The sequence below is a fragment of the Marinobacter sp. ST-43 genome (assembly GCF_030541085.1).
In the GTDB taxonomy this organism is placed as follows: domain Bacteria; phylum Pseudomonadota; class Gammaproteobacteria; order Pseudomonadales; family Oleiphilaceae; genus Marinobacter; species Marinobacter nauticus.
In genome coordinates this window covers 26,512-39,702 of record NZ_JASSVO010000002.1, presented here as the reverse complement: position 1 = coordinate 39,702, position 13,191 = coordinate 26,512, and the positions used below count along the sequence as shown (strand labels likewise).

Here is a 13,191-nt window from a genome sequence, read left to right as displayed (position 1 = left end):
GTCTGATCAACATACTGGGTATATAGCTACTATGCATTCTCCTGCTCCTACAGCGAACGACAAGATTCAGGAAGTTAGCCTGATCGATTTGGCATCGGTTTTTATCCGATTTAAAAAAGTGTTTTTTTTGGCGTTTTCGATCATTCTGCTACTGGCGTTGATTGTTGCTCTGGTTCTCCCTGAGAAGTATCAATATACGACGCTTGTGCAGTTGGCTGAGAAGTCCTCGGAGGAACCGATAGAGTCTTCAGGTGCTTTGGTCGGCTGGCTTCAATACTCTGTTTTACCAACAACTGAAACGATCTACAGAGATGAAAGATCGCAGAGGATGCCCTTCCAACTCGTTATTGAAATTCCCGCCGATACGATGCTGTTGAAGCTGACATCCAAAGCGGAACCAGCAGAACAGAATGATTTGGAGCAAGTCCATCAAAGCGTGACGAACGAGGTAATACAGAGGCAAAAAAACGCGGCTGAGCGTTACCTGAAGGGATTAAAGGCGCAACTCGCCAGCGTAAATGAGACGATTGAACTGTTGCGGGCGATGGAAGATTCAGGGGCTGCACTACCCGACGCTGTAGAAAGGAAGGCAGAAATTGAGCAGAAAATTTCATTTGTAAAAGAGCCCGAAGCCATTACTGTGGCGCAACCTAGTTTGGAGCCCGTCTCCCGGAGTCCGCTATTTATTGTTGTAATTGGAGGGTTCTTAGCCGGTGTCCTGGCGAGTATCGTTACTTTGGTGTGGGCGCTTTTTAGCCATGCAAGAAAGCGTATGAGTGCGGTTTGAGGTTGCGTGATGTCTAGGTTATTGAGCTACGCTGTTCGTTTTTTCCTGTCATTTCTTCCGGTCCAATCTAGACATGCGTCCATTACTCCGCTGGAGAATCGGAATACCTCGTTGGTGATTCTCGCCAATGGCCCGGGGTTAAACCAATACATTGAAGCCTCGCCCGAACCAGAGTCGGGCACTGACTTCATGTGTGTAAATCTTTTTGCCTTGAACAGTCATTTTGAGTTCTTTAAACCCCGTCATTATGTCATTTTCGATCCTTTGTTTGTTGTTGGGCTGGAAGATCCTGATTCGGTGGCGAGTAGAGTTTTTCGCACTATATGCGAAAAACTAACATGGTCGATGACACTTTATATTCCTTTACGGTTCAAAGGATACGAAGCAAAAATTGAAAATTTGGTGTCCTCGGAAAAGCTTCATATCATCTATTTTAGAGATGCAGGATTTCCTTTAGATGGTGGAGCCATCTCGTTGTGGCTAATGGAACATCAAGTGATTATGCCACGGGCCCAGAATGTTATGGTGGCCGCAATCTATGTTGGAGTTCTGCTTGGGTACTCAAGGATATTTCTTGAGGGAGCTGATCATAGCTGGCATAAGTACCTTCATCTGAACAATGAAAACAAGCTAATGATCAAGGATGTCCACTTTTATGATGGTAATCCTAAAATGACTCCGCTACTGAAAGATTCTGAAAATGGGATTCATTTTTCTGTGGAAGATATTTTTCGAGCGTATTACTTGTTGCATAAAAGCTATAAGGTTCTCGCCAGAATTGCCATCCGAAAAGATGTTCGAGTTATTAACCGAACTCCCGATTCGTTTATCGATGCCTTTGAGAAGGGGGGGAGGAGTTAGTTGTGGCATTTCTATCTTTGATCAGAAATAGTTCTATTTCAGAGTTGGCAAAAATTAATAAATTTTGCCGTGTGAATAATGCCGTCATAGGGGACTGTTCGTACGTCGCAAATGGAGGTCGAATTAGCAATGCCGAAGTTGGTAAGTTTTGTTCAATTGGTCCGGATGTACGAATAGGTCTTGGTAAACACCCCGTTCGTAATTATGTATCTACTCATCCTGCCTTTTATTCAAAATCCAATGCATCAGGCCTGAGCTTTTCTGATAGGGATAAGTTCAACGAGTCGGAACGTGTTGTTATCGGTAATGATGTTTGGATTGGACAGAGTGTGATTGTCTGCGATGGTGTTCGCATCGGTGACGGCGCCTGTATAGCTGCTGGCGCTGTGGTTACTAAAAACGTTGAGCCATATTCATTGGTGGGCGGTGTGCCTGCCAGGTTCATTCGATACCGGTTCGATGCCGATGTAATCAAGAGTCTGTTGGCAATAAAGTGGTGGGATAAAGACTTATCATGGATAAAGGAAAACTGGGAGCTGTTTTCAGATATAGAAGCTTTCCTTAACGAAAGTGAGAAGATCGGTGAGGCTTAGTCTTAGCCTGCCCGTGGCGATAAGGTTGGATCGGGCGCTCCTAACAGTGGCGGCGTTGTTTTTTTTAGGCTTTTGCTTTTCAGCGGTTTTTTTGGGAAGCGGCACCTTTAGGATGCTGAGCGGCTTGACTGGAGCTTTCTTTCTTACCTATTTTCTTTCGGTTTATCGAGTTCGTGTCTGGATACCCCTTGTTGTTGCTTTGATAATGCTTGGGATTACCATAGTAAAGGCGGACTCTAATTTTCTCGCAAGCCTTTTTTTTATCTTGTCACTTTTTTCGTCGCTTTGTTTGGCGATATTGATTAGAGATCATGATCTTGGGTGGGTTTTCATAACAATACCGCTTTCCCTGTTTTCATTTTTCTTGCTTTACCTCTTTGCAGTCCTGGAATTCGGGCCGAGTGAATTCAACAGTGTGTTTAAGGGATACAGCAGGAATGGAGTAGGTGCAGTGTTGCTGGCGCTCTTGTCAGGCTATGTGTGGTACTGCTATGAAAAAAACTCAAAGCCTTCAATACTGTTAGGTGCACTGGCACTTTTATTAATGTTCCCGCTATACGGTAGGGCTAACATTGTGGGCGGTGCGGTGCTATTCGCGCTGGTACTGTATCTGAACTTTGGCCTCGCAGGCTCGTTTTTCCTGGGCCTCCTTTCAGTTCTTTTGCTGACGCTGGGCTTCGATCCACTCCTAAACTATATTTCTGGCAGCACTAACTTTTCTGCTGGCTTTGAGAGCCCCCGGAGCGAGATGCTGAGAGAGTATGCCGATCAAACGAACGTGAGCTCTTTGTTTTTGGGTACGGAGCTTTCGGCGGTGGACTCAATTGTTGATCACGGTGGTAACACTCACAATGCCTTCCTTCGTGCCCATAGTTATTTTGGTTTGGTGAGTATTGGTATTATTCTAGCTCTTTCGGTGGCTGTTCTTCTGATGCTATCTAATGGCCTTTTTGTCCTTTCAGTAATATCAGCGGTTTTCATTGCTCGCGCATCGCTCGATATTATTTATCTCGGAAATATCTTTGATTATTTGTTGCTGGGGCCATTCGTGTATTTTTACCGGCCGGATCGTTCAACTGTCGTTTTGTGAGTTTTATGAATAATAAGCTATCTGTATCGATCATTACTGTATGCTTCAATAGTGAGGCAACGATTCGTGGCACATTGGAGTCTGTGCGGTCGCAGTATTATGAAAAACTTGAGCATGTTGTGGTCGATGGTGCCTCGAGTGATGGCACCGTAAACATTGTGAATCAGTACCGTGATAGCGTCAGTACCGTAGTTTCGGAGCCGGATCGCGGTTTGTACGACGCAATGAATAAGGGGATTCACCATGCTACCGGCGATATTATTGGGATTCTGAATTCGGATGATTTTTTTGAAAATAAAGAGGTGGTTTCTGCGGTTGTGCGTCTATTCGAGGATCATCCAGAGATTGATATCGTATTCGGTGATGTGGTCTTCGTTGAGCCTGACAATCTCGAGCGAGTAACACGTTATTACAAGAGCGGCCATTTTCGGCCCTGGAAACTCCGTTTCGGATGGATGCCGCCGCATCCTGCAACGTTTGTCCGGAAAGGCGCATATGAGCGGGTAGGTAAATACCGTCTGGATATGCGTATTGCGGCAGACTACGACATGTTTGTTCGCTGGTTATTGGTGGCTGGTTTAAAATGGCAGTATCTGGATAGAGTGCTCGTTCGCATGCGTGCCGGTGGAGTCAGTACCAGCGGTATCCGAAGCAGCATCCGGCTGAATCGGGAGATTGTCCGCGCCTGCAGAGATAACGGCGTATACACCAATCTGCTGCTTGTTTTAAGCAAGATTCCGTTCAAATTGCTGGAGCTGATCAGGCGGCCCATGCCATGACCAGGCAAAGGATATTGGTAACCGGGGCTTCGGGTTTTGTTGGCGGTGCCGTTGTAAAGCGCCTTTTAGAGCACCCTGAGCTTTACGACGTTGTGGCAGCAGGTCGCTCGGAGCGGGGCGTTGACAGTTCAGCTTGCCGGGTTGTTTCCGGCCTGGAACTGAGTGAGCCAGCCGGCTGGGCTGAAGCGCTTCAGGGTGTTGATGTCGTAATTCATTGCGCTGCTCGCGCTCATGTGATGAATGACACTTCTTTGGATCCGCTAGCAGAGTTTCGGCGTGTGAACGTTGATGGCGCTCTGAATTTGGCTACTGAGGCCAGCAAAGCCGGGGTTAAGCGCTTGGTGTTTGTGAGTACGGTTAAAGTCAATGGTGAGAGCACCAACCACCGCGCTCCATTCAGGGAGACTGATGAGCCGTCGCCGGAGGACGCATACGCTCGTTCAAAGGCTGAGGCCGAGTGGAAGTTGCGCGATTTCTGTAAGCAAGTGGGCTTGGAGCTGGTGGTGGTGCGTCCTCCGTTGGTTTATGGGCCGGGCGTGAAGGGTAATTTCCTGAGTTTATTGAAACTGTGTAACTTGCCGGTACCGCTTCCATTTGGTTCTATGAAGAATAAACGAAGCATGGTTTACGTTGGTAATCTCGCAGACTTTTTGGTGAGGTGTGTTGGTGAGCCCAGGGCGCCGGGTGAGACGTTTCTGATTGGTGATGAGGTAACGCTTTCTTTGGCTGAACTTCTGAAGAACCTCCGGCGAGCGCAGGGGAAAGCGGCCTGGCTGATACCTGTGCCGGTTTTTCTGTTTCGATTGGCGGGAGCTGTGTTTAGCAAGGCAGAGGCTGTGGACCGTTTGACGGGAGAATTGACGATCGATTCGAGCAAGGCTCGTAACGTTTTGGACTGGTCAGCCCCTTATTCAGTTCAGCAAGGACTGAAAGCGACGGTGGACGCTTTCCATCAACGCCCGCAATCCGGAGAGTCCGCGTGATCAGAGTTCTGGATATTCTATTTGCCGCTATGGGGCTTGTGTTTGGGCTTCCGTTTCTGGTGGCTATTTATGTCGTTGGATTGTTTGATACTGGCTCACCTCTGTTTCGCCAAGAGAGGGTTGGGCGTTATAAAAAGCCATTCATCCTGGTGAAGTTTCGTACCATGGCGCCGGAGACCAAATCGGTCGCCAGTCACTTGGCGGATTCTTCGTCTATTACGCCAGTTGGCCGGTTTCTCCGGCGAACCAAGCTGGATGAGCTGCCGCAACTCTGGAATGTGCTCAAGGGCGAGATGAGCCTGGTCGGCCCTCGGCCGTGTTTATTTAACCAGGTGGAGCTCATTCAGGAGCGGGAGAGCCGCGGGGTGCTCGATGCCCGGCCGGGCATTACCGGGCTGGCACAGGTAAATGATATTGATATGTCCACCCCCCAACTGCTTGCGGAAACTGATGCCGCGATGCTTCGCTCGTTGAATTTGAAGCATTATTTTCGCTACATCTTGCAAACGATAACAGGCAAAGGGGCGGGGGATCGCGTTAAATCGCGGGAGTAGACCATGATATCCAGCGCTATTAATTCTATTCTGGGTTGGCCCAGGCCTGTAAAGCGACTTATTTCAGTGGCTGCGGACTTCCTGCTGCTTTCCGTCGCGGTCTGGGGCGCCTTTGCGTTAAGGTTCGAAACTGTTAGCTGGATGCCGGACAGCAAGCAATTGATTGTTTGTTTGGCGGCGGTTCTGGTAACGATTGGCGCATTCATCAAGCTGGGTCTGTATCGAGCCGTTATCCGTTATCTCAGTGAGCATGCGTTTCTGGCCATTATTGTGGGAGTGGCTTTTTCAAGCGTGGCTCTTATCGTGTTTGGTTTCCTTTTTCAGGCCTTGGTGCCGCGCTCCGTTCCTGTTATATACGGCGCCTTTGCGTTTCTTCTCGTTGCCGGAACACGCTTTACGGTTCGTGCCATTGTCCGACGGCCTAGGGAAAAGGCCAAAAACAGCGTGCTTATTGTTGGCGCCGGCCCCAAGGGCATGCAATTGGCATCGGCTCTCTCCCAAGGGGTTGAGTATCGCCCGGTGGGTTTTGTCTCCCTGTTAAGCAGCAATCATCGTTCGGTTATTGGTGGATTGCCGGTCTATTCGGTTGAACATCTGGAAAAGGCGGTGAGGGAGTTGGATGCCTCCCGAGCATTACTGGCATTGGAAGATGCCGTACCGGTGAACAGAAAGCAGCTGCTTTCGTCCCTGGAGAAGCTGTCCATCCCGGTTCAGACCGTGCCGTCGATGTCTGAGCTTGTTGCGGGCCAGGCTCGCATTAACGATATCCGGGATCTGGAGATTGAAGATTTGTTGGGGCGTGACCCCGTTCGGCCGGATACTGCCATTGTCTCCGAAAGCCTCTACGGAAAGTCAGTTATGGTAACCGGAGCTGGCGGTTCCATTGGCTCTGAACTGTGCCGGCAGATCATTCGACACAAGCCAAAGGTGTTAGTGTTATTTGAGCAATCCGAGTTTTCGCTGTACTCCATTGAACGAGAACTTCGGTCCATTAGCCAGATCGAAAGTCTGGATGTAACGGTACACGCAATTCTTGGGAGTGTGACCCACAGAAGGCGGTGTGAGGCCGTTTTGAAGGCGTTTGGTGTTCAAGCGGTATACCACGCAGCCGCCTATAAGCACGTGCCTTTGGTGGAGCACAATGTCATCGAGGGCATACAGAATAACGTGTTTGGTACCTGGCACACGGCAGAAGCGGCCATTGCGGCGGGTGTCGAGCGTTTTGTGTTGATCTCAACGGATAAGGCGGTTCGCCCCACCAATGTGATGGGTGCTACCAAGCGTATGGCAGAGCTTGTTCTGCAGGGCTTGTCGCAACGCCAGAGTCAGACTGTTTTCTCTATGGTGCGCTTCGGAAATGTGCTGGGTTCGTCTGGATCTGTGGTGCCTCTTTTTCGAGACCAGATTCGTGATGGTGGGCCGGTAACGGTTACGCATCCGGATATCATCCGCTACTTCATGACCATTCCGGAAGCCAGCCAGTTGGTGCTGCAGGCTGGCAGCATGGGGCAGGGGGGAGAGGTTTACGTGTTGGATATGGGAGAGCCGGTAAGAATAGCCGACCTTGCCCGTAAGATGATCCACTTGATGGGGCTTGAGGAGAAAACTACGGATTCTCCGGACGGCGACATTGAAATTGTATATACCGGATTGCGGCCGGGCGAAAAGCTTTTCGAGGAATTGCTGATAGGCGATAACCCGCAGGGTACGGCTCATCCCAGAATATTGATGGCGCGCGAAGTGTCATTGACATGGGGTGAAGTTGAGGAATATCTGGGGCGACTAACACGAGCCAGCCAGACCTTTGACTGTAAAGCCGCATTGAGTATTTTGATAGAAGCCCGAACAGCCTATGCGCCGAATGGTGATGTGGCTGATCTGGTTTGGTGTAAAGCAGGGGCGGCAACTCCCGAACATCACGATAAAGATGGCAAGGTCCTCCGCTTAAGCTAACCGCCTGGAACCGTTCCGTTTGGGACATCAACAAGGACTGTTGAATGATTGAAATAAAACACCACGGCGCTGTTAATGGCGTCACAGGTTCCTGCCATGAGCTCCGGGTTCCGGATTTTGGCATTCTGGTTGATTGCGGCCTGTTCCAGGGGCAGGAAAAGGGCCGGGCCTCCTCCGCCATGGACCTGGCGATAGACTTCCCCATTGATCATATCCGCGCCCTTGTGGTCACTCACGTCCATATTGATCATGTCGGGCGGATTCCCTATCTTCTGGCAGCCGGATTTGAGGGGCCCATTGTCTGCTCTGAACCCTCAGCCATTATGCTGCCGGAAATCCTCGAAGACGCGCTGAAGATCGGCTTTACGCGGGATCGGGCTTTGATTACCCGGGTTTTGGACCGTATACGCAGCAAACTGGTGCCGCTGCCCTATGGTCAGTGGTATGAGCTGGTTTCTGAGGGCGATGCTGCGCTGAGAGTCAGGTTGCAGAGGGCCGGGCATATTCTCGGTTCTGCCTATGTGGAATGCGAGCTCCACGATGGCCATCGCAACGAACGTATTGTTTTCAGCGGGGATCTTGGCGCGAGTCATGCACCACTCCTGCCCGAGCCGTTATCACCTGAGAAGGCTGATCGCCTGATCATCGAAAGCACATACGGCGATAAGAACCACGAAGACCGGGAGAGCCGCCGCTATCGATTGAAATCGGTTCTTGAGCATGCCCTGGAAGACGGCGGTACGGTGCTGATTCCGGCATTCAGTATCGGTCGCACCCAGGATCTGCTTTATGAGATCGAAGCACTGATTGCCGAGTTTGGGGAGACTGAGATTTTGCAGTCGAGTGCAGAAGGCTCCTCTGGACCACTCCGATGGCAGGATCTGGAAATTGTTGTGGATTCCCCGCTGGCCGCTGAATTCACCCGAATCTATCGGGATCTCAAGCCATTTTGGGATGATGAGGCCCGGGAACTTGCCAGTGCCGGCCGGCATCCTCTGTCGTTTGAGCAGCTCACAGTGATCAATTCCCACGAGGACCATTTGAATGCGGTTGAGTATTTGGCTCGCACTCATCGTCCCTGCGTGGTTATTGCAGGATCTGGTATGTGTGCTGGTGGAAGGGTGGTGAATTATCTCAAGGCGATGCTGGGCGATGCCCGAAATGACGTGGTTTTTGTGGGGTATCAGGCGGCTGGAACGCCAGGTCGGGATATTCTGACTTACGGGCCGCGTGGTGGATGGGTGGAGCTGGACGGAGAACGATATGGCATTTCGGCTCGCGTTCACGCAGTCGGTGGTTATTCTGCTCACGCCGGGCAAGATGATTTGCTTCGGTTCATTGCAGGTATTCCTGAGACGCCCGCCGAAATTCGCGTTGTCCATGGCGATTCGGGTGCCAAGCGCGCTTTTAAGCTGGCGTTGGAGGCAATGGCGCCGGATTCTGATATTCTGATTCCAGTAGGATAACGGGGTGGGCATGCGCTGATCATGCGATCGTTCGCCCAAGCGCTTAGACCTTATTTAAGGCAGGAGAATATATGAAAAGGATTGCGGTAATCGGCCTTGGTTACGTGGGCTTACCATTGGCGGCTGCATTCGGCGAAAAGCGCGAGGTGGTTGGCTTTGATATCAACCCCAAACGGATTGCCGAGCTGAAGGATGGCATTGATTTCACGCGCGAGGTGAGCCGGGATGAACTGGCGGCGTCGTCGAAACTGTCGTTTACGGATTCTCTGGATGGCATTGCCGATTGCCAGGTCTACATCGTGACCGTGCCAACCCCGATTGACGAATACAAATCGCCAGACCTTACCCCGTTGGTAAAGGCCAGTGAGAGTGTGGGTAAAGTCCTCAAGAAGGATGACATCGTTGTTTATGAATCGACGGTGTTCCCCGGTGCGACTGAAGAAGTCTGTGTGCCGGTTCTGGAAAAGATGTCCGGCCTCAAGTTTAATCAGGATTTCTTTGCCGGTTACAGTCCGGAGCGTATCAACCCGGGCGATAAGGAACACCGCGTTACCACCATTATGAAGGTAACCTCCGGCTCCACGCCCGAGATTGCCGATGAGGTAAATGATCTTTACGCCGGCATCATTACTGCGGGAACCCATAAGGCCAGTTCCATCAAGGTAGCGGAAGCGGCAAAGGTTATTGAAAACACTCAGCGGGATTTGAATATTGCGCTGATGAATGAGCTGTCGATGATTTTTGCCCGCATCGGGATCGATACCCATGAAGTGTTGGCCGCTGCTGGTACTAAATGGAATTTCCTGCCGTTCAAACCCGGATTGGTCGGCGGGCATTGTATTGGTGTAGATCCGTATTACCTCACCCATAAAGCTCAGGCCATTGGTTACCATCCAGAGATTATTCTTGCTGGCCGCCGTGTGAACGACAATATGGGGCCGTACGCTGCCGCTGAACTGGTCAAAGCGATGATCAAGAGGGGGCATACCATTGCCAATTCTCGTGTATTGGTCATGGGGCTAACGTTCAAGGAAAACTGCCCGGACTTGCGTAATACCCGCGTTATTGATGTGGTTAATGAGTTAAAGGATTTCGGTTGTCAGGTGGATGTCACCGATTGCTGGGCCAATAATGAAGAAGCCGAACATGAGTACGGTATTTCTCTGGTTCCGGAACCGAAAGCCGGTGAATATGATGCGGTATTTCTTGCGGTACCGCACCGCGAATATGCCGCTCTTTCAGCGGAGCAACTGCGTGCTTATACCAATAGCAACGGCGTTTTATTTGATTTGAAGGGTGTGTTGCCGTTAGGGCAGGCTGATTTACGCCTTTGATCTTTAGGTGAAATACAAAGCCGGCCATTGTGCCGGCTTTTTTGTTAAATGGATTTAAGTAATTTATTTTGCCTCGTTTCGGTTTCTCTATTATTATTTGTTTCGACTTTCGGTCATATTCAATCAGTATTTAAAACCCCACGATAAAAGGTTTTATTTCCATGGCAAAGATTAATGATTATTACCAGAAGAAGCAGCTGATGGAAAAGCTGGCCGCCGAGCTGGAGAAGCTCGAAAAGGACCAGGCACTGAAAAGCGAACTGGAATTCGAAAACAAAGTTCGTGATTTGATGAAAGAGTATGACAAATCACCGAAGGACGTTCTGCAGATTCTGTCTGCTATTGATCCTTCTATCGCTGGCGCCAAGGCCGAGACTGCAACCGGTACCCGTGCCAAGCGTCCGCTGAAAACCTATAAAAACCCGCACACCGGTGAAGTGGTAAAAACCCGAGGTGGTAATCACAAGACCCTGAATGAGTGGCGTGAAAAGCACGGTAAGGAAGCGGTACAGAGCTGGCAGCAGGATTAATTGCCCATTCCCCTCTCTCAATAGAGGGAGGGGGATATTAACTGAGTACGACTTTGTTCCGCCCGCTTTCCTTGGCTTTATATAAAGCCTCATCTGCCTTTTGCATCCACTGCATATAGTTCTCTGGCGTTTCAGTTAATTGCGCGATGCCCATGCTCACTGTGTAGCGAATATCGCCTGCGGTTGTGCTAACCGTGCTGTTCTCAATCGCCTCACGAATGCGCTCGCAAATGACCCGGGCACTCTCGGCATCGGTTTCTGGCAGAATAATGCCGAACTCTTCACCGCCATAGCGGCCGGCGCTGTCCGATTGCCGGATGTTATTGCGAGTGACTTCGGCGGTATAGCGAATCACCTCGTCTCCGGCCAGGTGGCCGTAGGTGTCATTCACCGGTTTGAAGTGGTCGATATCGAACATCACCAGGCTTGTGGCCTGGCCATAGCGCCGGAAACGTTCATATTCGGCATCCACCAGGTTTTCCCAGGTGCCCCGGTTCAGCAGCCCCGTTAGCCGGTCTGTCATGCTGAGTTTCGCCAGCTGTTCGTTTGCACGTTCCAGGGCCCGTTTGCTGCTGGCGAATTCGGTTACGTCGTAAATCAGCAGGCACACCTTCTCCACCTCTCCGTTCGGAGCGGTGATCGGGCTGATGGTCAGGTTCTGGAACATGTATTCTTCCGTGCCTGTGATAGGGCGTGTATTCCGGAACTTGAACAGGTAAGGGCGCTGTTCCCAGGACGTAAAGGCCCGGGTGTTCAGCATGGCGACGGCGTCTACCTTTCGGGTAAGCCAGGCTTCCGGGATGTCCGGAAAGGCTTCGAACAAAACCTTGTCCTGAATCTGGCTGGCGGTAATGCCACTGTGGTGTTCCATGAAGCCGTTCCATGCCTGGACGTGGAAATCCAGGTCCAGCACGACCAGCCCCACCTCGACGGATTCGAGCATGTCCATCAGCCAATGGAATTCGTTGGCGTCCTGATTAAAGGCCATAGTCAATCCACCAGATACGCGAGGCGTTTTTCAAGGAATGGGATGGAGTCCTCGGTTAGCAGGATCAGCATGTTGCATCGGATATCCCGGTTTTCCAGAGCATAGCTGATCTCAATACACAGCAGCTGTTCTTCCCGCTTGCTGTGATGATCCAACAGTTCGTTAACCGGGCGGTGCTGGCCGAGAACGGTCGGATGACCCAGGCCCAGCTTCAGGTCGAGCTGATCGCCAATACCGTTGATGAACGCGCCAAACAAGATGCTCGACATATCCATGAGCACTTCCACGTTCACGGATTCGCCTTCCAGCACATCGTAGTGCAGCAGTTCCGCCATTTCCCGGAAACTGGCGTCTTCAAACAGCAGCAGTGCCTCACCGGCGATACCCGCGCCTGTAAAGCCCTGGCAAACGGCTGAATAGTTTTCTGCTCGTTGCGCAGCCGATATCGCCATGTGCAGCTCAGAGTTGGCGATAAAAGCGACTTTGGGGATAGGTTGTTTGACAAACACCTTTAGCAGCCGGGCCAGCAGATCTGACGACCGGCCCATGGCCACGTTGGAGATCTCCTGCAGGTAGTCGCTCAGGCTCACGGAGATTTCCGGAGCTTCTGCCTCTCGGCTATGCAGGCTGGCGTCGTTCAGCGCGGTGTCTTCCAGCTCCGAGGGGCGATAGAAGCCGTACTCTTCGAGCAGTCGGGAGACAACGCCGGTGTCGGTTGGCTTCTTGATGAAGTCGATGGCACCCAGTTTGCGCACACGTTCCCGGGCTTCCGGCTGAATATCACCAGAGACCACGATGGTGAGAACCGGCAGGTCTTCCTTGCGAATGTGTTCAAGCACCTGGTAGCCATCGAGCTCCGGCATGTTCAGGTCCAGGAATAGCAGTTCGGCTTTCTGATCGCGCAGGATTTCGAGGGCCTCTTTGCCATCGCCAGCAAACAGGATGTCGTCTGCCAGGCCGGGTGGCAGAGCTTTGGCCATTTGTTTGCGCGCCAGGGCAGAGTCGTCGCAGATCAATATTCTGGTGGTCATGGGGTGCCGTTTGGGGCCTTCAATGAAAGGGCGTAAGTATACCAATATCGAGATTTATGTATATGCGGGCTACATTAAACGTTCGCTAAGTTACTTGTTGCCCATGGGGTAATTGTAATCCTGTGACGGAAATCAAGCTTGAACGACAAATGACGGCCAAGTAATGAATGAATGTGATGTACCTCACTCAATATACGAGCCTCGGTCGGGTATAGTCGTGTTGCGGTCAAAAAGAAACAGTT

General features: G+C 50.9%; 13 protein-coding genes. 11 read left to right on the top strand and 2 right to left on the bottom strand.

What is annotated here, in order from left to right; all coding sequences use genetic code 11:
• The first annotated feature begins 31 nt into the window (after positions 1 to 31).
• From QPL98_RS04390 to QPL98_RS04340, 11 genes are all read left to right on the top strand, one after another.
• On the top strand, positions 32 to 787 hold the full coding sequence (locus QPL98_RS04390) for a Wzz/FepE/Etk N-terminal domain-containing protein (RefSeq protein WP_286714651.1): 756 nt from the start codon (positions 32 to 34) through the stop codon (positions 785 to 787).
• Between the two features lie 114 nt (positions 788 to 901).
• Positions 902 to 1,648 carry a hypothetical protein gene (locus QPL98_RS04385; protein ID WP_286714650.1) on the top strand — a complete coding sequence of 249 codons (747 nt, stop codon included), beginning with the start codon at positions 902 to 904 and terminating at the stop codon, positions 1,646 to 1,648.
• A 2-nt stretch (positions 1,649 to 1,650) separates the two neighbouring features.
• The gene (locus QPL98_RS04380) at positions 1,651 to 2,241 is read left to right on the top strand and encodes a CatB-related O-acetyltransferase (protein ID WP_286714649.1); all 591 of its coding nucleotides are present in this window, start codon (positions 1,651 to 1,653) and stop codon (positions 2,239 to 2,241) included.
• 46 nt (positions 2,242 to 2,287) lie between these two features.
• Entirely contained in the window at positions 2,288 to 3,331 is a 1,044-nt protein-coding gene (locus QPL98_RS04375; protein WP_303292769.1) for a hypothetical protein, read from the top strand.
• Between the two features lie 5 nt (positions 3,332 to 3,336).
• Positions 3,337 to 4,110 (top strand): glycosyltransferase family 2 protein, encoded by a 774-nt coding sequence (locus QPL98_RS04370; protein ID WP_286714647.1) that lies wholly within the window; start codon positions 3,337 to 3,339, stop codon positions 4,108 to 4,110.
• Entirely contained in the window at positions 4,107 to 5,093 is a 987-nt protein-coding gene (locus tag QPL98_RS04365; RefSeq protein WP_303292768.1) for an SDR family oxidoreductase, read from the top strand. Before QPL98_RS04370 ends, QPL98_RS04365 begins: the two co-directional genes overlap by 4 nt.
• Positions 5,090 to 5,647, top strand: coding sequence for a sugar transferase (locus tag QPL98_RS04360; RefSeq protein WP_303292767.1), 558 nt, complete (start codon positions 5,090 to 5,092; stop codon positions 5,645 to 5,647). The genes QPL98_RS04365 and QPL98_RS04360 overlap by 4 nt, the downstream gene beginning before the upstream one ends.
• Before the next feature lie 3 nt (positions 5,648 to 5,650).
• On the top strand, positions 5,651 to 7,600 hold the full coding sequence (locus QPL98_RS04355) for a nucleoside-diphosphate sugar epimerase/dehydratase (protein ID WP_303292766.1): 1,950 nt from the start codon (positions 5,651 to 5,653) through the stop codon (positions 7,598 to 7,600).
• 44 nt (positions 7,601 to 7,644) lie between these two features.
• Positions 7,645 to 9,066, top strand: coding sequence for an MBL fold metallo-hydrolase (locus QPL98_RS04350; protein WP_303292765.1), 1,422 nt, complete (start codon positions 7,645 to 7,647; stop codon positions 9,064 to 9,066).
• Between the two features lie 71 nt (positions 9,067 to 9,137).
• Positions 9,138 to 10,400 carry a Vi polysaccharide biosynthesis UDP-N-acetylglucosamine C-6 dehydrogenase TviB gene (gene tviB, locus QPL98_RS04345; protein ID WP_303292764.1) on the top strand — a complete coding sequence of 421 codons (1,263 nt, stop codon included), beginning with the start codon at positions 9,138 to 9,140 and terminating at the stop codon, positions 10,398 to 10,400.
• Positions 10,401 to 10,561: 161 nt separating this feature from the next.
• The gene (locus QPL98_RS04340) at positions 10,562 to 10,930 is read left to right on the top strand and encodes a histone-like nucleoid-structuring protein, MvaT/MvaU family (protein ID WP_014422046.1); all 369 of its coding nucleotides are present in this window, start codon (positions 10,562 to 10,564) and stop codon (positions 10,928 to 10,930) included.
• Between the two features lie 37 nt (positions 10,931 to 10,967).
• On the opposite strand, the gene QPL98_RS04335 is transcribed toward QPL98_RS04340, so the two are convergent.
• Together QPL98_RS04335 and QPL98_RS04330 are read right to left on the bottom strand one after the other, a co-directional pair.
• Positions 10,968 to 11,918 carry a sensor domain-containing diguanylate cyclase gene (locus QPL98_RS04335; RefSeq protein ID WP_303292763.1) on the bottom strand — a complete coding sequence of 317 codons (951 nt, stop codon included), beginning with the start codon at positions 11,916 to 11,918 and terminating at the stop codon, positions 10,968 to 10,970.
• 2 nt (positions 11,919 to 11,920) lie between these two features.
• Positions 11,921 to 12,949 (bottom strand): response regulator, encoded by a 1,029-nt coding sequence (locus QPL98_RS04330; protein WP_303292762.1) that lies wholly within the window; start codon positions 12,947 to 12,949, stop codon positions 11,921 to 11,923.
• Between the last annotated feature and the right edge of the window lie 242 nt (positions 12,950 to 13,191).